Annotated in this window: 18 protein-coding genes and 1 tRNA gene; 14 read left to right on the forward strand and 5 right to left on the reverse strand. The window is 66.1% G+C overall.

Features of this window, described 5'->3' with window-relative positions:
- Positions 1-201 precede the first annotated feature (201 nt).
- The 4 genes from DK926_RS05495 to DK926_RS05510 are packed head-to-tail and all read left to right on the forward strand — an operon-like array spanning position 202 to position 4,163.
- Positions 202-1,134 (forward strand): aldo/keto reductase, encoded by a 933-nt coding sequence (locus DK926_RS05495; RefSeq protein WP_114329482.1) that lies wholly within the window; start codon positions 202-204, stop codon positions 1,132-1,134.
- A 25-nt stretch (positions 1,135-1,159) separates the two neighbouring features.
- Positions 1,160-2,197: an ABC transporter substrate-binding protein gene (locus DK926_RS05500; RefSeq protein ID WP_243636662.1), complete on the forward strand. Its 1,038-nt coding sequence runs from the start codon at positions 1,160-1,162 to the stop codon at positions 2,195-2,197.
- Positions 2,194-3,276 (forward strand): iron ABC transporter permease, encoded by a 1,083-nt coding sequence (locus DK926_RS05505; RefSeq protein ID WP_114329484.1) that lies wholly within the window; start codon positions 2,194-2,196, stop codon positions 3,274-3,276. The genes DK926_RS05500 and DK926_RS05505 overlap by 4 nt, the downstream gene beginning before the upstream one ends.
- Positions 3,267-4,163 carry a heme ABC transporter ATP-binding protein gene (locus DK926_RS05510; RefSeq protein WP_114329486.1) on the forward strand — a complete coding sequence of 299 codons (897 nt, stop codon included), beginning with the start codon at positions 3,267-3,269 and terminating at the stop codon, positions 4,161-4,163. Before DK926_RS05505 ends, DK926_RS05510 begins: the two co-directional genes overlap by 10 nt.
- Here the strand turns inward: DK926_RS05510 and DK926_RS05515 are convergent.
- Positions 4,110-4,502 carry a hypothetical protein gene (locus DK926_RS05515; RefSeq protein WP_243636663.1) on the reverse strand — a complete coding sequence of 131 codons (393 nt, stop codon included), beginning with the start codon at positions 4,500-4,502 and terminating at the stop codon, positions 4,110-4,112. The genes DK926_RS05510 and DK926_RS05515 overlap by 54 nt on opposite strands.
- A 149-nt stretch (positions 4,503-4,651) precedes the next feature.
- Between DK926_RS05515 and DK926_RS05520 the strand changes: the two genes are divergently transcribed.
- From DK926_RS05520 to DK926_RS05530, 3 genes are read left to right on the forward strand one after another with little or no spacing between them, the layout of a single operon-like run.
- Positions 4,652-5,692, forward strand: coding sequence for a hypothetical protein (locus tag DK926_RS05520; protein ID WP_068424175.1), 1,041 nt, complete (start codon positions 4,652-4,654; stop codon positions 5,690-5,692).
- A 25-nt stretch (positions 5,693-5,717) separates the two neighbouring features.
- Positions 5,718-5,996: a DUF5703 family protein gene (locus tag DK926_RS05525; RefSeq protein WP_243636664.1), complete on the forward strand. Its 279-nt coding sequence runs from the start codon at positions 5,718-5,720 to the stop codon at positions 5,994-5,996.
- A gap of 50 nt (positions 5,997-6,046) precedes the next feature.
- The gene (locus tag DK926_RS05530; protein WP_068425892.1) at positions 6,047-7,114 is read left to right on the forward strand and encodes a quinone-dependent dihydroorotate dehydrogenase; all 1,068 of its coding nucleotides are present in this window, start codon (positions 6,047-6,049) and stop codon (positions 7,112-7,114) included.
- A 45-nt stretch (positions 7,115-7,159) separates the two neighbouring features.
- Here DK926_RS05530 and DK926_RS05535 read toward each other — a convergent pair whose 3' ends face one another.
- Complete coding sequence (locus DK926_RS05535) at positions 7,160-7,687, reverse strand: YbhB/YbcL family Raf kinase inhibitor-like protein (protein ID WP_114329490.1); 528 nt, start codon at positions 7,685-7,687, stop codon at positions 7,160-7,162.
- 41 nt (positions 7,688-7,728) lie between these two features.
- The gene (locus DK926_RS05540) at positions 7,729-9,090 is read right to left on the reverse strand and encodes a M20/M25/M40 family metallo-hydrolase (protein ID WP_114329711.1); all 1,362 of its coding nucleotides are present in this window, start codon (positions 9,088-9,090) and stop codon (positions 7,729-7,731) included.
- Positions 9,091-9,252: 162 nt separating this feature from the next.
- Here DK926_RS05540 and DK926_RS05545 point away from each other — a divergent pair.
- The 6 genes from DK926_RS05545 (at position 9,253) to DK926_RS05570 (ending at position 15,620) form a co-directional block, all read left to right on the forward strand.
- Positions 9,253-9,341, forward strand: a tRNA-Leu gene (locus DK926_RS05545).
- Positions 9,342-9,521: 180 nt separating this feature from the next.
- Positions 9,522-10,979, forward strand: coding sequence for an SDR family NAD(P)-dependent oxidoreductase (locus tag DK926_RS05550; protein ID WP_114329492.1), 1,458 nt, complete (start codon positions 9,522-9,524; stop codon positions 10,977-10,979).
- 85 nt (positions 10,980-11,064) lie between these two features.
- Entirely contained in the window at positions 11,065-12,561 is a 1,497-nt protein-coding gene (locus tag DK926_RS05555; protein ID WP_068424183.1) for a glutamate-cysteine ligase family protein, read from the forward strand.
- Positions 12,562-12,577: 16 nt separating this feature from the next.
- Positions 12,578-12,964 carry a DUF2784 domain-containing protein gene (locus DK926_RS05560; protein ID WP_114329494.1) on the forward strand — a complete coding sequence of 129 codons (387 nt, stop codon included), beginning with the start codon at positions 12,578-12,580 and terminating at the stop codon, positions 12,962-12,964.
- Positions 12,965-13,044: 80 nt separating this feature from the next.
- Positions 13,045-14,283 carry a saccharopine dehydrogenase NADP-binding domain-containing protein gene (locus tag DK926_RS05565; RefSeq protein ID WP_114329496.1) on the forward strand — a complete coding sequence of 413 codons (1,239 nt, stop codon included), beginning with the start codon at positions 13,045-13,047 and terminating at the stop codon, positions 14,281-14,283.
- Positions 14,280-15,620, forward strand: coding sequence for a CoA transferase (locus DK926_RS05570; protein ID WP_243636665.1), 1,341 nt, complete (start codon positions 14,280-14,282; stop codon positions 15,618-15,620). Before DK926_RS05565 ends, DK926_RS05570 begins: the two co-directional genes overlap by 4 nt.
- Positions 15,621-15,634: 14 nt before the next feature.
- Here DK926_RS05570 and proP read toward each other — a convergent pair whose 3' ends face one another.
- On the reverse strand, positions 15,635-17,047 hold the full coding sequence (proP, locus tag DK926_RS05575; RefSeq protein WP_346764393.1) for a glycine betaine/L-proline transporter ProP: 1,413 nt from the start codon (positions 17,045-17,047) through the stop codon (positions 15,635-15,637).
- A gap of 369 nt (positions 17,048-17,416) precedes the next feature.
- Between proP and DK926_RS05580 the strand changes: the two genes are divergently transcribed.
- The gene (locus tag DK926_RS05580; RefSeq protein ID WP_243636666.1) at positions 17,417-18,448 is read left to right on the forward strand and encodes a nucleoside hydrolase; all 1,032 of its coding nucleotides are present in this window, start codon (positions 17,417-17,419) and stop codon (positions 18,446-18,448) included.
- Here DK926_RS05580 and meaB read toward each other — a convergent pair.
- Entirely contained in the window at positions 18,445-19,455 is a 1,011-nt protein-coding gene (gene meaB, locus DK926_RS05585) for a methylmalonyl Co-A mutase-associated GTPase MeaB (protein ID WP_114329502.1), read from the reverse strand. The two genes, DK926_RS05580 and meaB, sit on opposite strands and share 4 nt — an antisense overlap.
- Positions 19,456-19,457 lie beyond the last annotated feature (2 nt).

Genomic DNA, 19,457 nt, shown 5'->3' on the forward strand with positions numbered 1-19,457 from the left:
GACCTGCCCCCGTCCGGTGATGCGGCGTCCGTTCGGACGGCTCCGAGCTGTGGATTCGGCGAGCATGTTCACGATGCTGACCGTACCTAACAACCGACATGCGCACTGGGCGACACTCGCACCGCCCCGCGTCGCGCACTACTCTGCTGACTCGGCGCGCCCCCGTGCCGCAATCACTCGAGTGAGGAACTGTCGAACGTCATGAAGCAGAGATCTGTCGGCTCCAGCGGGCTGCGTGTGTCGAGACTCGGACTCGGCACCCTCGGATGGGGCAGCGGCACCGACGGCGACGACGCCGCTGCTCAGCTGTCCGCGTTCGCGGACGCCGGTGGAACTCTCGTCGACACGTCGCCGGCCTACGGTGACGGCCGCGCACAGCGAGTTCTCGCCGAGGTCCTCGACGACGTCGTCCCGCGCCGCGATCTGATCGTCAGCGGTGCTGCCGGCGTGTCGACGCAGCGCGACACCCACCGCGTGGACTGCTCGCGACGCGCTCTGTTGGGCCAGTTGGAGGAAACCCTGCGCGAACTGGGCACCGATTACCTGGATCTGTGGCAGGTCGCGGCCTGGGATCCGAATACACCGGTCGACGAGATCGCGGCCACACTGGACTACGCGGTGACGAGCGGCAAGGTGCGCTACGTCGGGGCGCGCGGTCACCTCGGGTGGCAACTCGCGACGGCGGCGGGAGCGGCAGGAGCGGGCCGCATCGTCGCGACACAGGCCGAGTACTCCCTGCTCGCACGCGGCATCGAGGACGAGCTGATTCCAGCGGCGGTGCATCACGGCGTCGGCATCCTTGCGGCCGTTCCGCTCGCGGGCGGTGTTCTGACCGGCAAGTACCGCAAGGGCACGCCTGCGGACTCGCGCGGCGCCGACGACCTGCACGCACACTCCATCGCCGCATATCTCACCGACACTTCCGACAACGTCGTCGACGCCACCGTCACCGCGGCCAGTGGACTCGGCACGTCGCCTCTCGCGGTGTCGCTGGCCTGGGCGCGTGATCGACCCGGCGTCAGTGCCGCCATCGTCGGCGCCCGCGATCTGGCGCAGCTGACGGGCGTACTGGTCGCCGAGGATCTCGAACTCCCGCGCGCCATCACGTCGGCGTTGAACGACGTCAGCAGCTGATCATGGACAGGCTAACCTTGTTCGCGTGAACGGATTGCGCGCGAAGCGGACACGGCTGGCCTTCGGAATCGTCGCCGCGGTGTCGTCCGTCGTCCTCGTCTCGTGCGCGGGGACGGATGCCGGGAACGGCGGTGAGTCCGCGGGCTCGATCGGACCGCGCACGGCCGTCGTCGAGAATCCGGATCCGGAACCCATCACCGACGCGCCTGCACCCGCGCTGCCCGTCACGACGCGGAGTCTGGACGGAGTCGACGTCACGGTGTCCGACACCAGCCGGATCGTGGCAGCCGACCAGTACGGCACTCTCGCCACGACGGTGTATGCCCTCGGACTCGGTGACAACCTCGTCGGCCGCGACACGTCCGCCGATTTCCCGGCGGTCGCCGACGTCACCGACGTGACTCCTGGCGGCCATTCGCTCAGCGCAGAAGGAATCCTCGCGCTGAACCCCACCGTCGTGCTGACCGACACGAGCATCGGGCCACGCGCGGTCCAGGACCAGTTGCGGGCTGCGGGCATCCCGGTCGTCTACTTCGACCCGACGCGCACTCTCGACGGCGTCGGACCGCAGATCGAGGCCGTCGCGTCGGCTCTCGGCGTTCCCGACCGGGGCGCACGACTCGCCGAGCGCACAGCCTCCGAGATCGACGCCGCGACACGCGCGGCGCCGACAGACGGTGACCCGCTGAAGATCGCGTTCCTGTACATGCGCGGTCCCGCGATCAAGATGCTCGCCGGACCCGGCTCGGGAGCGGATTCGCTCGTCGCAGCGCTGGGCGCCGACGACGCGGGGACCACATCCGGCCTGACCCAGCAGTTCGTGCCGGTCACCAGCGAAGCGCTGATCGCAGCCGCACCCGACGTCATCCTGATGATGACCGACGGCCTCGAGTCCATCGGCGGCATCGAGGGCCTCGAACAGGTGCCCGGGATCGCCCAGACGCCGGCCGGGCAGTCCGAGCGCATCGTGGACATGGCCGACGGCGTGATCCTCAGCTTCGGTCCGAACACCGGAAAAGTACTCGACGCCCTCGCGAAGGCCGTCTACGAACCGGCTTCATGACGTCCCACGCAGAGACACAGGTCGGGTCGACGCCGGAACGGCACCGACACCTGCGCACCTGGGCGGTGTTCGGTGTGCTCGCGGCACTCGTCGTCGTGCTGGCTCTGGTCTCCGCCTGTACGGGCCAGGTGCAGACGACCCCGTTGGAAGTCGTCGGAAGCATCTTCCACCGCATCGGTCTCGACGTCGGCCCCATGCCGTCGCATCCGAGCGGCGACGTCACACTCTGGCAAGTTCGCTTCCCGCGCATCGCGCTCGGAGCCGTCGTGGGCGCAAGCCTGGGCTGCGCGGGCGCATTGCTGCAGGGCGTTTTCGCCAACCCGCTCGCCGAGCCGGGCGTCATCGGTGTGTCGTCGGGCGCAGCGGTCGGTGCGTCGTCCGTGTTCGTGCTCGGAAGCGCATTCGCGGGCGTCTGGTCGGTCGCCACCGCCGCGTTCCTCGGCGGGCTGATCACGACCGTGCTGGTCTATCTCCTCGCGCGCGGGGGCGGCCGGACCGAGGTGGTGACGCTCATCCTCACCGGCGTCGCGATCAACGCCTTCGCGGGCGGCTTGATCGCGTTCTTCACGTTCGTGGCGTCGCCCGCGGCTCGCGATCAGATCGTCTTCTGGCAGCTCGGATCGCTGTCCGGGGCCACCTGGCAGGCTGTCGCCGTCGTCGCTCCGCTGGCGGTGGTCGGGATCGCGGCGTCGATGGCCATCGCGCACCGGCTCGATCTCCTTGCGCTCGGCGAGAACGTCGCACGACACCTCGGCGTCGACGTCGAACGGCTGCGACAGTTCGCCATCGTCGTCGTCGCGCTGTTGGTGGCGTCCGGGGTCGCGTTCACCGGCATCATCCTGTTCGTCGGGCTCGTCGTCCCGCATCTGATGCGCATGCTTCTCGGACCGGCGCACCGCACGCTGATTCCCGCAAGCGCATTGGGCGGTGCCGTGGTGTTGATCGGCTCCGATCTGCTGGCCCGTTCGCTCGTCGCGAACGTCGACATGCCGCTCGGCATGATCACGTCGCTGATCGGCGCGCCGTTCTTCTTCTGGATGTTGCGCCGCACAAGAGCGAAACAGGGCGGATGGGCATGAGGCTGTTCTCCCGCCGACACGACGAACTCACCCCCGTCACGCCGGGCGACGTCACACTGCGCGCCCGAGGCGTCGACGCAGTTCGGTCCGGTCGTACCGTTCTGCGGTCGCTCGACCTGGACATCGTCGCAGGCGAGGTTCTCGCACTCGTCGGACCGAACGGGGCAGGCAAGTCGACGGCCCTCGGAGTGCTCGCCGGAGAGACCGACCCCCAGGCGGGCACGGTCGAACTACAGGGGCGACCGTTGTCGTCGTGGTCGGACGTTCGAGTCGCGCGTCGGCGAGCTGTTCTGCCCCAACAGCACACCGTCGGTTTCTCGTTCACCGTCGAACAGGTCGTGCGGATGGGCCGATCGCCGTGGAACGGAACGCCGTACCAAGACAGGGACGACGTATCGATCGCGACCGCGATGGACGAATGCGACGTCGCTCGGTTCGCGCACCGACCGTTCTCGAGTCTGTCCGGCGGCGAACGAGCCCGCGCGTCCCTCGCCAGAGTTCTCGCCCAGGACACCACGACCCTGCTTCTGGACGAGCCGACGGCCGCGCTCGACCTCGGTCACCAGGAAACGGTGATGTCCGTCGCACGTGGACGCGCACTCGCCGGGAGTGCAGTCGTCGTCGTTCTGCACGATCTGGGTCTCGCAGCCGCGTACGCCGACCGGATCGCGGTACTGCACGACGGCTCGCTCGAAGCCGTAGGTAGCCCGAGGACGGTGCTGCGGGCGGACCTGCTGTCCCGGGTCTACGGTCATTCCGTCGAGGTACTCGATCACCCCGTGACCGGCGCTCTGCTCGTGCTGCCGGTGCGCGACGGCTCGTCGCGCCCGGAGTCAGCCGACGTCGATCAGTGTGCTCATCCGCCCCAGAAGCGACCTCATCGGTGACGACTCGCTGGTCGACGAGTCGACCGGAGTCGCATGGTTGACGGCGTCGCGCACCGCAGCGATGACGCTGCGTTCGTCGGCGATGTCGACCTCGGTCATCGACTGCTCGGCGACGGCCGAGACGTCGGACTCGTCCGGGACGGCGGACGACATGGTCGCGCGGTAGACCGCCAGATACAACGTGCCTCGGTGAACACGGAACGCGAACGGCCGACCGTCGTCGGTCCTGCCGAATCCGTTGGCGTGGGATCCCGTGGTGATCTCTTCGACGTCGAATCGGTCGGATTGGGCGTGCTGGAGTGAAGTGCCTGCGGTGTCGAAACGATCTTCGGTTTCCAACTCGACTCCTCGTTTTCTCCCCGCGAACCACGGTACCGCCACGCGCAGATCGGTCCGAGTCGGGTCCGACGACGGGCTCGCCGGAGCGATCAGGCAGGCTTGGGAGCGGTCACCGAGAACACGAACGTTGTCAGGAGCAGACGAAACCGATGGAACACACACAGTCGCCGCGGCGGATCGCTCTGGTCATGGCGGCCGCTTCGGCTGTGCTTCTCGCGACGGCGTGCTCGAGCGACAGCAGCGACGAACCCGATGCCGTGAACCTCGAACCGGTGACGAGAGTGGACTCCCCCGACACTGCGGTACCCCCGATCGGCGTCGTCACCGACTCCCCTTCCGGTCTGCATTCCACCACATTCGACGCCGACACGCGCTCCGTCGTCGCGCTGTCCGACGACCTGATGTCGCTTGTCGTGTTCACCGCTCCCGACGGCCAGATCGCCGACCAACCACCTCGTGAGATCTCACTACCGGGAGCGGCCGCCGGGATCGCCGACGCCGGTGACGGTCGCCTGCTGCTACCGATGGACCGATCGCTCGTCGAAGTCGATCTGCGCACGTCGGACATCGACTCCATTCCGATCGACGCGAATCTGACGAGCGCGGCGCGCCTCGACGACGGCCGCTTCGCCGCGGGTGACGACGGTGGCACGATTCACGTCGTCGACCCGGACGGCGATCGGTCACAGGTCGAGACGGTCGGCGGTCTGACGTCGGTCGACGCGCTGGCATCGACCCAGTACGGCGTGACCGCTCTCGACCGCCACCAGACCTCGCTCACCGAGGTGAAAGTCGACGACGGTTCCCTCGGCCTCGCCTTGCGAGCCGGCGAAGGAGCGGCGCACCTCGACACCGACAGGTTCGGACGGATTCTGGTCACCGACACCGTCGGGCGCGAACTGCTGGTCTACTCCTCCGAGGATCTGCTGCTCCGTCAGCGTTTTCCGGTCGATGCGCAGCCGTGGGCCGTCGCCTACGATGACAAGTCCGACGTCGTCTGGATCAGTTTGCCCGGAGACAACGAAGTGGTCGGATACACGCTGGACACGGGCATTCCGGTCGAGGTCGCACGGTTCCCGACCGTCCGGCAGCCGGATTCGATCGCGGTGGATTCCGACACCGGTGACCTGTTCGTCGGGTCGGCGACCGGGAATGGACTGCAGCGAATTTCGGTTGCCGAGGGGCGATAGAACACCAGCGAAAGGCAATGCCACAGTGCCGAAATCCACAGTGCCGAAATTCACTGCGCCGAACACGACCACCGCACGCACCCGCGTTCCGTCCGACTGGGACATCACCTCCGAGGATTGGGAGTACATTCCCCTCCGCCTGCCTCCGGACGTCACACGCGTGACAGCATCGATGCGGCTCGCGATTCAGGCCGAGTTCGGAGGCTGGGAGCTGTCCCGGGTCCGGCTGTACACGGACGGCAGTCGACGGGTTCTGCTCAAACGCAAGAAGACGGCCTATCACGTTCCCGAACCGGGCATGTAAGTGTCCCTCGACCGGGACTCCAAGTAGAGAGAAGATCTGTGGGTCACACGTTGTATCGCGCTTTGCTCCGGCTGATGTTCCTTCTCCCGCCCGAGAAGATTCACCACATTGCCTTCGGCGCGATGCGCGCTGTGACCGCGTTCGCACCCCTACGGGCGCTAGTGCAGAAGATCCTCGTCGTCGACGATCCGTTGTTGCGCAGCACGGTGTTCGGCGTCGAGTTCCCCGCGCCTCTCGGTCTGGCGGCCGGATTCGACAAGAACGCCGACGGTGTCGACGCCTGGGGTCCTCTCGGGTTCGGGTTCGCCGAGATCGGAACCGTCACCGCTCAGGCTCAGCCCGGCAACCCGCAGCCCCGCCTGTTCCGCCTTCCCGACGACCGAGCCCTCGTCAATCGCATGGGCTTCAACAATCACGGCGCAGGCGCTGCGGCCGGAATCCTGCGTGGTCGTCGGGGCATGATTCCGATCGGCGCGAACATCGGCAAGACGAAGGTCACACCGGCCGCCGAAGCCGCCGCCGACTACACCGCCAGCGCAACCCTCCTCGGACCGCTGGCCGACTTTTTGGTCGTGAACGTCAGTTCGCCGAACACACCGGGTCTGCGTGACCTGCAGGCAGTGGAATCCCTGCGGCCGATCCTCTCCGCAGTACAGAGCGTCGTGTCGATTCCGGTTCTGGTGAAGATCGCTCCCGACCTGTCGGACGACGATATCGACGCCGTCGCCGATCTGGCGGTCGAGCTCGAACTGGACGGAATCGTCGCGACGAACACGACGATCTCGCGGACAGGCCTGCGCACCGATCGTGCCGTCGTCGAGGCCGCGGGCGCAGGTGGAGTGTCGGGCGCGCCGGTGGCCGAACGCTCGCTGGAGGTGCTCCGACGGCTGTACGCCCGCGTGGGGGGCCGGATCGCGCTGATCTCCGTCGGTGGCATCGAGACGCCCGATCAGGCATGGGAGCGGATCACGGCAGGCGCGTCCCTCGTGCAGGGCTACACCGGATTCATCTACGGTGGCCCGTTCTGGATGCGGCGCATCAACAAGGGCATCGCCGAACGTGTTCGCGCAGGCGGCTTTTCGACGCTGTCGGACGCGGTGGGGTCGGCGAGCCGCTGACGATCGTGTGGGGCGCGCGGACGACACACCGCACGCCCCACACCATCACGCCTCGTAGACGCCGGTCAGCAATGCACGTCCGATGGCGTGCGAGAAGAGATTGAACCCGAGGTACGCCGGCGTGGCCGTGTCGTCGACCTCCAGTCGCTCCACGTCCACGGCGTGCACGGCGAAGATGTACCGATGCGGGCCGTGTCCGGCGGGCGGCGCGGCACCGATGTAGCGGGCAAGGCCTGCGTCGTTCTTCAATGTGATTGCCGAGCTGGGGATTCCGGTGCCGCCGTCGTCGCCTGCACCCGCGACGAGCGACGTCGTGTCCGCCGGGATGTTCGCGACGGCCCAATGCCAGAACCCGGATGCGGTCGGTGCGTCGGGATCGTACGCGGTGACCACGAAGCTCTTGGTGCCCTCGGGGAAGCCGGACCACGACAGCTGCGGTGAATTGTCGTGTCCTCCCGCGCCCATGATTCCGCTGACCTGCTGCAGATCGAGCGTCGCCCCTTCCTGGAGATCTTGCGAGGTGAGCTGAAACGACGGCAGGTCGGGCAGCGCGGCGTACGGGTCGAATGTCATCGACGGTCCTTTCGTAGCGATCCTGAGTGCAGCTGGGGGTCTCAGCTGTGGAGCAGAAAGTGTTCCAGTACCTGTGTACCGAACTCGAGCGAAGCGACGGGTACCCGCTCGTCGACTCCATGGAACAACGCGGCGAAGTCGAGTTCCGGTGGGAGCCTGAGCGGAGCGAATCCGAAGCAGCGAATTCCCAACCGCGCGAACGCTTTGGCGTCGGTGCCGCCGGAGAGCATGTACGGAACGGTCCGCCCGTTCGCGTCGTGAGCCAGGACGGCGTCGTTCATCGCGTCGACGAGGTGACCGTCGAACGTGGTCTCGTACGAATCGAGCTTGGTGATCCATTCGCGTTCGACGTTCGGACCGATCAGTTCGTCGACCTCACGCTCGAACTCGGCCTGACGACCCGGGACGACGCGGCAATCGACCATCGCCTCGGCCGTCTGCGGAATCACGTTGGCCTTGTATCCCGCCTTCAGCATCGTCGGGTTGGCCGTGTCGCGCAGCGTGGCACCGACGATGCGAGCGATACTTCCCAGCTTCTGCAGGGTGCCGTCGAGATCCGGGGACGTCGGATCGAAATCCAGACCGGTCTCTTCGGAGACCGCGGCGAGAAACTCCGCGACCGAGTCGGAAATCACCAGCGGAAACGTGTGATTGCCGAGTTTGGCCACTGCCTCGGCAAGGTAGGTCACCGCGTTCTCGTCGTGGAGGAAGGATCCGTGTCCGGCACGCGCCTTCGCGGTCAGCTTCATCCAGCCGAGACCCTTCTCGGCCGTCTCGACCATGTACAGCCGCCTCTCGGTGCCGTCCGGACGCGCGACGGTCAGCGAGAAGCCACCGACCTCTCCCACTGCCTCGGTCACACCCTCGAACAGGTCGGGACGGTTGTCGACGAGCCAGTGCGAACCCCACTTGCCGCCGTTCTCCTCGTCGGCGAGGAACGCGAACATGATGTTGCGAGGCGGAACGGTTCCGCGCGACTTGAACTGTCTGGCCAGCGCGAGCGCCATGCCGACCATGTCCTTCATGTCGACGGCGCCACGTCCCCAGACGTAGCCGTCCTCGACCGCACCCGAGAACGGATGGACACTCCAGTCGGCGGGTTCGGCGGGAACGACGTCGAGATGGCCGTGGATCATCAACGTGCCGCGGTCGGGATCGGCGCCTGCGAGTGTCGCGAAGACATTGCCTCGGCCGGGAGCACCGGACTCGACGTATACCGTCTCGTATCCGACCTCCTCGAGTTTCCGCGCCACCCACTCCGCGCATTCCTTCTCGCCCTTGGTGGTCTCGAGTTCGCCCGTGTTGGACGTGTCGAATCGGATCAGGGCACTGACGAGATCGACGACCTCGTCCAGTGCTGTGGTCGGGACTGTCGCTGGTGCGGAGTTATCGGCTGAAGACACCACACTTTCCTACCACCTGTCCGGGATGCGCGGGTGACGTGACGGGTCGGATGACGTGCGGATTTGGGAGATCGGGCGTCTCTCGTATAGCTTTAACGAGCACACAGCGACCGGGTGTGCGAGCGACGGAGTGCTCGTCGAACAACAGAACAACGCAAACTGGTCCGAGTGGCGGAATGGCAGACGCGCTAGCTTGAGGTGCTAGTGTCCTATTAACGGACGTGGGGGTTCAAGTCCCCCCTCGGACACCAGAGATCGACACCGACATCTCGGTGAGATCGAACAAGATCTGAGTTGAGACAGACGACGTAGGCCCCGATTCCTTTGGAGTCGGGGCCTACGTCGTTGTTCTCGATTCGGTCGTCGTCCGGCTACAGTCCTTGTCCGGATGCAGTCGAGTGACAGGCGCCTGCCTGGGAGGAAAAACGAAGATGACCGACGCCGCCACCGGTATCGATCCCGCCGATCTCGAGACGTGCTTACGGGTGCTGAAGCTCGCAGGCGATCTGGACAAGAATCACCCTGATTCCATTGTCGTGCAGCGGGCGTCGGGGCAGATGTTCAAGGACCTCAAGCGGGCTCGTCGTATCGCTGCCCGCAACGCGAAGTCCGAAGCGGACCGGGCCGTCGTCGCCGCCACCGCAACGGGCTCCCCCGACCGCATCGACGACGAGACGGCAGGTCTGTCACTGACAGCACGTGCGACGGGGGAATTCGCGGGTACGCTCATCCGGCCTCGCCCCTGCTACATCTGCAAGCAGCGCTACACCCAGGTCGACGCGTTCTACCACCAGCTGTGCCCGGACTGCGCTGCGACGAACCGCAGCAAGCGCGACGCAGGCACCGACCTCACGGGACGGCGCGCGCTGCTGACCGGTGGACGCGCCAAGATCGGCATGTACATCGCCCTGCGGCTTCTGCGCGACGGTGCCCACACCACGATCACCACTCGCTTCCCGAACGACGCGATCCGACGGTTCAGCGCCATGGAGGACAGCGACAAGTGGCTGCATCGTCTGCGCATCGTCGGAATCGATCTCCGCGACCCCGCTCAGGTTGTGGCTCTTGCCGATTCGGTCGCAGCCGAGGGTCCGCTGGACATTCTCATCAACAACGCGGCGCAGACGGTGAAGCGCTCGGCCGGGTCGTACAGTGCGTTGATCGACGCGGAATCCGAAGCGCTGCCGTCGGGTCCGCGACCCGATGTGATCACCTTCGGAAAGACGAGCGAGGCGCATCCGGCCGCACTGACGAGCGCGTTGCCCGGCACTGCCGTGGGCGCGGTCGCAGGCACGTTGACGGCGGACGCCGTGAGTTCGCTTGCGCTCGTGGCCGGTTCGGCAACAGCCGAACGTATCGAGCAGGGCATCGCCATCGACGCCGGTGGTCTCGTGCCCGATCTCGCCGACACGAACAGCTGGGTGCACACCGTCGAGCAGGTCGATCCCGTCGAACTCCTCGAAGTGCAGCTGTGCAATTCCGTCGCGCCGTTCATCCTCGTCAGTCGTCTCCGTGCCGCCATGGAATCCTCGCCCGCGCGTCGCAAGTACGTTGTCAACGTCTCGGCGATGGAAGGCCAGTTCGGCCGCGCATACAAGGGTCCCGGTCACCCGCACACCAACATGGCGAAGGCGGCGCTGAACATGCTGACGCGCACAAGCGCCAAGGAGATGCGCGAGAAGGGCATTCTCATGACGGCCGTCGACACCGGGTGGATCACCGACGAGCGCCCGCATCCGACCAAAATGCGGCTCGCCGACGAGGGATTCCACGCACCGCTCGACCTGGTCGACGGCGCAGCACGGGTCTACGACCCGATCGTCCAGGGCGAACTCGGCGTGGACCTCTACGGCCAGTTCCTGAAGGATTTCGCGCCCTCTCCCTGGTGATCGTTTCGCTTACGTTTGTGCTGCGACGGTCACGGTTATACGAGACACTCGGCAACATACGGGGCGAAAACAGGGTGGTCACAACATGGGCGACGACGTCGACCGGCGCAAGTTCACCCGTCAGGACCGGCATCGGTTCCGGCAGAAGGTCCAGGACTGTCTGGACGCACTCGCGACGATGCTCGCGCACGACACGTTCGACGTCGGCGAGCCGAGAATCGGCATGGAGGTCGAGCTGAATCTCGTCGACGACGAGATGGCTCCCGCGATGGCCAATGCGACGGTCCTCGACGCCATTGCCGATCCGGATTATCAGACCGAACTCGGTCAGTTCAACATCGAGATCAACGTCGAGCCGCGGCCGATGCGCGGCGACAGCATCGGGGCGTTGGAGTCGGACCTTCGTCGGTCGCTCAACGCCGCCGACGAGCGAGCGCGCGAGTCGGGCAGCCGTCTCGTCATGATCGGAATGCTTCCGACGTTGACCGAGAAGCACTTCGAGCATCGGTGGCTCTCGTCGAATCCTCGATACGATCTGCTCAATCAGCAGATCTTCGCCGCGCGAGGTGAGGACATCGAGTTGCAGATTCCCGGCGTTCGCCTGCCGGGATCGACCGCCGCCGAAGATCTGAACACGATCACCGACACCATTCTTCCCGAGGCTGCATGCACGTCGATGCAACTGCACCTGCAGGTCTCTCCCGACGACTTCGCCTCGTACTGGAACGGTGCACAGGCGCTCGCGGGCATTCAGGTTGCGCTGGCGGCGAATTCACCGTTCCTCGCGGGCCGCGCGCTGTGGCACGAAACTCGAATTCCGTTGTTCGAGCAGGCGACCGACACCCGCCCGCTGGAGCTGAAGAACCAGGGCGTCCGCCCCCGCGTGTGGTTCGGAGAACGCTGGATCACGTCCATCTTCGATCTGTTCGAGGAGAATTCGCGCTACTTCCCCGCCCTGCTCCCGGTCTGCAGCGACGAGGACCCGAAAGAGGTTCTCGCGCAGGGTGGTACACCTGAGCTGTCGGAGCTGCGGATGCACAACGGGACGGTGTACCGCTGGAACCGCCCGATCTACGATCGCTCCGACGGCGGCCACCACATCAGGCTGGAGAACCGAGTACTGCCCGCCGCGCCGACGGTCGTCGACAGCCTCGCCGATGCCGCGTTCTATTACGGAACGCTACGGACTCTCGCAGAAGCCGATCGTCCGCTGTGGTCGCAGATGTCGTACGACGCGGCCGCCGAGAATCTACATTCCGCGGCCCGCAGCGGATTCGATGCGCGTCTGTACTGGCCCGAGGTCGGGTGGGTCAGTCCGCAGGAACTGGTGTTGCGACGCCTGCTGCCGATGGCCGATGCCGGTCTCGCGGCGTACGGCGTCGACGCGGAGGTGCGGGACCGCTATCTCGGTGTGATCGAGGGCCGGTGCCTGGCGAAGGTCTCCGGTTCGGTGTGGCAACGGAACTCCGTCGTCGACCGCGAACGCGCCGGGCAGTCTCGTGACGACGCGCTCTCGGGCATGTTGGCCGACTACGTCACGCAGATGAACGAGGGCGGACCCGTACACACCTGGTCGTTCTAGCGCCTACGATCGACACATGCTCTACCGAGCTGTCGCCGACGTCACGGTGGTGGTGCATCTGGCATTCATCGCCTACGTCGTCGCGGGCGGGTTCGTGGCGTGGCGTCTGCCGAGAACGATCTGGCTCCACGTCTGCGCCGTCGCATGGGGTTTCACGTCGATCGTCGTCGGCGTCGACTGCCCGCTGACGGCGGTGGAGAACTGGGCGCGGGTCCATGCAGGCATCGCGGAACTGCCGTCGACGGGCTTCATCAGCCACTACCTGACCGGCGTCGTGTACCCCGAGAGCGCGCTGGGCGCCGTGAGGCTGGCCGCTGCGTTCGCGGTGCTCGTCTCCTGGATCGGATACGCGCATCTGCGGGTCCATTCCCACCGGGGTGCGGGAGTGGAGCCTGCGGAATGACCCGGGGTGCGGGAGTGGAGCCTGCGGAGTGACCGAGGGGGTCTTCGACTCCCGTGGAGATCCGCGTTACTGTCCAGTACATGACTTCGTCACGCGAGCACGACATCGTCGTCTACGGTGCAACCGGTTTCGTCGGCAAGCTCACCGCCGCCTACCTTGCGTCCCATGCCCCCGCGAACACGTCGATCGCCCTGGCCGGACGGTCGCTGTCGAAGCTGGAGGAAGTCCGTCGTTCGCTTCCCGCTTCGGCGGCCGAGTGGCCGTTGATCCAGGCCGATGCCGCCGACACCGACGCACTTCGCACGATGGCCGAGAGCACGCGTGTCGTCATCACGACGGTCGGCCCGTATGCGAAGTACGGCCTGCCGCTGACCACCGCGTGCGCCGAGGCAGGGACGGACTACGTCGACCTCACCGGTGAGGTGCTGTTCACGCGAGAAAGCATCGACACCAACGAGGAGATCGCCCGACGCACGGGCGCACGGATCGTGCACGCCTGCGGATTCGATTCCATCCCTTCCGATCTCGGTGTCCATGTCCTGCACGCGGCCGTCGCAGCCGACGGTGCGGGCGAGCTGACCGACACCACCCTCGTGGTCACCTCGATGCGCGGCGGCGTCAGCGGCGGAACCATCGACTCGTTGCGCACACAGATCGAGGTCGTCAAGAAGGACAAGAAACTGCGACGTCTGGCCGCGAGTCCGTACACGTTGAGCCCGGACCGGTCTCGTGAACCCGACCTGGGCCGGCAGTCCGACGTGCAACTGGTCGACGGCAAGGACATCGCTCCCGGCGTGAAGGGATGGAAGGCGCCGTTCGTCATGGCGTCGGCCAACACCCGTGTCGTGCGACGCAGCAACGCACTACGAGACTGGGCCTACGGCAGGAAGTTTCGCTATCGCGAGGTCATGAGCGTCGGCTCGTCCGTTGCTTCCCCGCTCGTCGCCGGCGCCGTGTCCGCCGGGTTGGGCGCGATGGTGTTCGCGATGACGGTCGCGCCGAAGAAGCTTCTCGATCGTGTTCTGGTTGCGCCCGGCAGCGGCCCGAGCACGAAAGCTCAGGAGAACGGACACTTCACGGTCGACATCTACACGACCACGACAACCGGTGCCCGCTACCGTTCGCGCGTGAAGGCGAAGGGCGATCCTGGATACAAGGCGACCTCGGTCATGCTCTCCGAATCCGCTCTTGCCTTGGCGTTCGACCGGGATCGTCTGCCCGACGCGGCAGGGGTGCTGACGCCCGCGACTGCGATCGGCGACGCCCTGGTGACCCGCCTGCGTGACGCCGGGTTCGAGATTCGAGCCGAGAAGGCGTGACCGTCGACGACCTCATACGGTCGTACGACGCTGGCCTCGGGACCGATTCCGGCGCAAGCTGTTTCACCGTCGGCGACTTCGGTTCGATGCTGTCCGCGACGCTCCCCGTAGCAGAACTGGCGAGTGGAGCAGTCGCGTCGTTCGCTGCGGCGGTCGACCGCTACCGGGTGGCCCACGGACTTCCGACGAGTGCGTGGCACCTCGACCCGGGACGGATCACCGCATCGTTCTCCGGCGATCGGATGTTGCGGATCGACGACGCTCCAGTTCAGGGATTCGCAGAGTTGTCCGGGTTCTTCCGCAGCGCCGACGGCTGGGTCCGCACGCACGCGAACTATCCGCATCACCGGCATGCTCTGCTCGCCGCTCTCGGCCTGCCGGACGATGCCGACCGCGGGGCGGCGGCGTCGCGCATCGGCAAGCTGACGGGACAGGACATCGAGGATCGGTGTGCCGCCGCCTCGGCCGTCGCCGTCCGGGTGCGCACGGAGGCCGAGTGGACCCGCGACGCTGCGTCGGTCGCCGATTCCGGCCCACTGATACGAACCGCGGCCGGGTCTCGATCATCAGGGCGACGGCGTTCGGGCGTTCGGTCCGACGCGACGGCCGACGCGCCGCTGCGCGGCATCCGTGTGCTCGACATGACGCGTGTGATCGCGGGGCCCGTCTCGACGCGGGCCCTCGCGCTGCTGGGTGCGGACGTTCTCCGCGTCGACCCTCCGCAGATGCCGGAGATCGAGTGGCAGCATCTCGAGAACGGACAGGGTAAGCGGTCCGCACTTCTCGACATCCGTGCGTCCGACGACGCCGAGGTACTTCGCGATCTCGTCGCGACTGCCGACGTCGTCGTCACCGGATACCGGCCAGGTGCGCTGGAGGCGTTCGGGCTCGACGTCCTGCCTGCGGGCGTCGTACACGGTCGCGTGTCGGCGTGGGGACACGGGCCATGGGCGGATCGACGCGGGTTCGACAGCATCGTCCAGGCGGCCACCGGGATTTCGCTCGTCGAAGGCACGTCCGAGAAACCCGGAGCCCTGCCGGCGCAAGCGCTCGACCACGCGAGTGGTTACCTGCTCGCCGCCGCGGTCGTCGACGCGCTGACAGCGCAACGCTCGGGCAACGACGCGCTCGATGTGTCGGTCTCGTTGGCACGGACCGGTGCGTGGCTACGGGGCCGACGGGGACGCGTCACGCATCCGGTGGCGTCGACACTGCCCGGCGACGAAACGACAGTCCAGCACGGTTCGATCCGGGCCGCACGCCCCGCGTTGATCGAGTACTGCGACTATCCGTCGCCGGCTCGTCGATTCGGATCCGACGAACCGGCTTTCCGGTGACCTGAGAACCCGACTCAGGACGCGGGAGCAGGCAGCTTGGACGCCTCCTGGTAAAGCGTCTTCGCTTCCTTCGGCGAATCGACCTGCGGCGGGGATCCCTCGAGCGGCTGTGTCGCGGATTCGCGAAGGAATCCGACGGCGACGAGGCCGATGACGCCACTGAGAATCAGGTAGAACGCGGGGACCATGGCACTGCCCGTCGCCGAGACCAGCGCCGACGTGACGAGCGGGGTCGTGCCGCCGAACAGCGAAACCGACAGGTTGAAGCCGATCGACAGGGCTGCGTAGCGGACCCGGGTGGGGAACAGCGCGGGCAGCGTCGATGCGCTCGGCGCCGCGAAGCACGCCAGGATGACACCGAGAACCAGACATCCGATCAACGGTCCGACGAAGCCTGTCTGTTGGATCAACAGGAAGCACGGTATCGCGAGGACGATCTGCGCGACGGCTCCGAAGACGAAGACGGGCTTGCGCCCGATCCAGTCGGTGAGGCGTCCGACGCCCACGATGATCGAGACCACGATGACCATCGCGGACAGCACCAGCAGGTCGGCGCTGAGCTGCGAACGACCGAGCACCTCGGTGAAGTAAGTCGGAAGGTAGCTCGTGACCATGTAGTTGGACACGTTGTACAGCAACACGATTCCCATGCAGATGAGCAGCGCGCGCCAGTGCTGCGTGAAGATCTTGCCGATCTCCTTCGCTCCGCTTTCCTGCTCCTTGACCTTGGAGTCGTGATCGTCGAGCTGCTTCCGGAATGCGGGAGTGTCCTCGAGCTTGAGGCGCAGGTAAAGGCCGATGATTCCCATCGGGCCTGCGATGAAGAACGGTATGCGCCAACCCCATTCGACCATCGTGGCGTCGCCGAGCGCCGCGTTGAGGATCGTCACGAGACCCGAGCCCATCGCGTAACCGACGAAAGTGCCGAAGTCGAGCCAACTTCCGAAGAAGCCACGTCGTTTGTCGGGCGAATACTCGGCGATGAACGTCGTGGCACCGCCGTATTCGCCGCCCGTCGAGAAACCCTGAACGAGACGCGCGACCAGAAGCAGAATCGGAGCCCAGATCCCGATGGTGGCGTAGCTCGGGATCAAACCGACTGCGAGGGTTCCGATGGACATCAGGATCATCGTCGCGGCGAGAACCTTCTGCCTGCCGATGCGGTCACCGAGCGGACCGAAGAACAGACCACCCAGCGGTCGGACGAGGAAGGCCGCAGCGAACGTCGCGAACGTACTGAGAAGCTGAACGCCGGGCGAGGCGTCGGGATAGAAGACCTTGCCGAGTGTCGCGGCCAGATAGCCGTACACGCCGAAGTCGAACCACTCCATCGTGTTGCCGAGCGCGGCGGCCGAGACTGCGCGCTTGAGCATCGGCTGGTCGACGACCGTGATGCCGTCTTCGGTCAGCTTTGGTTTACGGTGCATCAGGCGGGCGAACACGCCCCGCCGCAGATGCCGGACATGTTCGTGTCCCCACCGGGTGTCCTCCGGTGGCGTCTGGGATGACTCGGAATCCTTCGCAACCGTCATTTTCTTAACGTTAGCCAGCATAATTATCAGGTTTCAAACCGTTCAGCGGTCGATGAGTCGGATTCCTCTGCATCCCCGCAGGTCATCTAACCTAGACCTCAATTTTGTTCGCGCACTGCACAATTGGGCCATTTCGGTCAATTCGGACGCGGCCTGGTCGTCGGTGCACACCCCGAAACACCGCGAACACCTCGAACCGGGCACGATGATTCGGTGCGCACTTCCATGCTCCCCGAATCCCACAGCCCGACAGCGGGTGATCGCGTGACCGTCCCCCTGATCGTCGACGTCGACACCGGAATCGACGACTCTCTCGCTCTGCTCTACCTGTTGTCGAGTCCCGAGGCCGAGATTCTTTCGATCGCGTCCACCGCGGGCAACGTCCCGGTGAACCAGGTCGCGGCGAACAACTTGGCCTGGCTCGACCTCTGCGGCGCCACCGACATCGAAGTCACACTCGGCGCGCAGAAGCCACTCGTCGCGCCGCTCATGACGACCGAGGAGACACACGGCCCGCAGGGAATCGGACACGCCGAACTACCACTCTCGACGCGTCCGCTGTCGGATCGCGACGCCGCGACCGCCTGGGTCGAGATCGTCCGTGAACGTCCCGGCGAGGTCACCGGTCTCGTGACAGGCCCTCTGACCAACCTCGCGACGGCCATTCGCGTCGAGCCGGAACTGCCGCGGCTGTTGAAACGATTGGTCGTCATGGGCGGGACGTTCCACCATCCCGGCAACACGACCCCGACAAGCGAATGGAACATCGCGGTGGACCCCGAGGCAGCGGCCGAGGTCTTCGCGGCGTTCGCCGGTCTGCCCGAAAACCGACTACCGATCCTGTGCCCGCTGGACGTCACCGAGACGGTGGAGATGTTCCCCGAGCACATCGCGCGGCTCGCGGAACGCGCCGGAAGCACACCGCGAGAGGTTCTGTCGGAGAACGACGCGTCGACGACACGGTCCTCGGCGTCGAACCCCGTCGTCAGACACTTCTCCGACGCCGTTCGGTTCTACTTCGAATTCCACCGCGACCACGATCAGGGGTTTCTCGCGCACATGCACGATCCCTTCGCGGCTGCCGTGGCGTTGGAGCCGAGCATCGCCGTGCAGCGCACCGCGACCGTCGACGTCGAACTCGACGGAAAGCTCACGCGCGGAACGACGGTCGCGGACTACCGGGGAATGTGGGGACGCGAGCACAACGCATCCATCGCGTATGCAACCGACCCCAGCGCCTTCTTCGACGATCTGATCGAACGAGTGGGCGGGCTGGCTGCGCGCCTGTACCCCTAACTCTCCCCCGAATCGAATGCATCGAGGAGTTTCTGGGCGGCCAACGCCGCCGTGAGAGATCCGTCGCGGACGCTTTGTTCGACGTCCGCGCGGATTTTCTTGACGGCCGGGTTCTGCGCCAGCCGCCGGAGCAGCTGATCGTCGACCATCGTCCACGTCCAGTCCACCTGTTGCGTACGTCGTTTCTCGGCGAATTCGCCTGCGTCGGTGAGGACTTCACGATGCCGCAGTACGGTGTCCCAGAAGTCGTCGAGCCCGACTCCTTCGAGCGCGCTCATCGTCAGCACAGGCGGCTTCCAGATCGCGTCGTGCGGGTAGATCATCCGCAGCGCACCCTGCAGTTCGCGCGCGGCACTCTTCGCCTCGATCGCATGCTTGCCGTCGGCCTTGTTGACGGCCACCAGATCGGCGAGCTCGAGCACGCCCTTCTTGATGCCCTGCAGTTGGTCACCGGTGCGTGCCAACGTCAGGAACGCGAAGCAGTCGACCATGTTCGCGACGGTGACCTCGGACTGCCCGACGCCGACGGTCTCCACGAGAATGACGTCGAACCCGGCAGCCTCGAGCAGCACGATGGTCTCGCGCGTCGCACGGGCGACGCCACCGAGAGTGCCCGACGTCGGAGACGGCCGGATGTAGGCGTTGTCCTCGACTGTCAGCCGAGCCATGCGCGTCTTGTCACCGAGAATCGAGCCGCCGGTACGCGTCGACGACGGATCCACCGCCAACACCGCAACCCGGTGTCCCTTCCCGATCAGATACATCCCGAGCGCATCGATGAACGTCGACTTTCCGACGCCGGGAACACCGGTGATGCCCACCCGATGCGACCCACCCGCCTTGGGCAGCAGCTGCAGAAGCAGCTGCTGCGCCAACTCGCGGTGATCGGTGCGCGTCGATTCGACCAACGTGATCGCCCGGGCAAGACCCGACCGTTCGCCCCTCAGAACCGACTCGGCAACCGCGTCGATGTCGATCTGCCTGCCAGGCTTGTTCGCAGACGTCATTC

This window comes from Rhodococcus sp. Eu-32 (genome assembly GCF_003336925.1).
Classification (GTDB): Bacteria; Actinomycetota; Actinomycetes; order Mycobacteriales; family Mycobacteriaceae; genus Rhodococcoides; species Rhodococcoides kyotonensis_B.

Coding starts and splice junctions, on each gene's coding strand:
- DK926_RS05555 (WP_068424183.1), top strand. CDS start 11,065: ATGGGCGACGACGTCGACCGGCGCAAGTTCACCCGTCAGGACCGGCAT.
- DK926_RS05535 (WP_114329490.1), bottom strand. CDS start 7,687: ATGACATTCGACCCGTACGCCGCGCTGCCCGACCTGCCGTCGTTTCAG.
- DK926_RS05495 (WP_114329482.1), top strand. CDS start 202: ATGAAGCAGAGATCTGTCGGCTCCAGCGGGCTGCGTGTGTCGAGACTC.
- DK926_RS05550 (WP_114329492.1), top strand. CDS start 9,522: ATGACCGACGCCGCCACCGGTATCGATCCCGCCGATCTCGAGACGTGC.
- DK926_RS05505 (WP_114329484.1), top strand. CDS start 2,194: ATGACGTCCCACGCAGAGACACAGGTCGGGTCGACGCCGGAACGGCAC.
- meaB (WP_114329502.1), bottom strand. CDS start 19,455: ATGACGTCTGCGAACAAGCCTGGCAGGCAGATCGACATCGACGCGGTT.
- DK926_RS05510 (WP_114329486.1), top strand. CDS start 3,267: ATGGGCATGAGGCTGTTCTCCCGCCGACACGACGAACTCACCCCCGTC.
- DK926_RS05560 (WP_114329494.1), top strand. CDS start 12,578: ATGCTCTACCGAGCTGTCGCCGACGTCACGGTGGTGGTGCATCTGGCA.
- DK926_RS05565 (WP_114329496.1), top strand. CDS start 13,045: ATGACTTCGTCACGCGAGCACGACATCGTCGTCTACGGTGCAACCGGT.
- proP (WP_346764393.1), bottom strand. CDS start 17,047: ATGCACCGTAAACCAAAGCTGACCGAAGACGGCATCACGGTCGTCGAC.
- DK926_RS05520 (WP_068424175.1), top strand. CDS start 4,652: ATGGAACACACACAGTCGCCGCGGCGGATCGCTCTGGTCATGGCGGCC.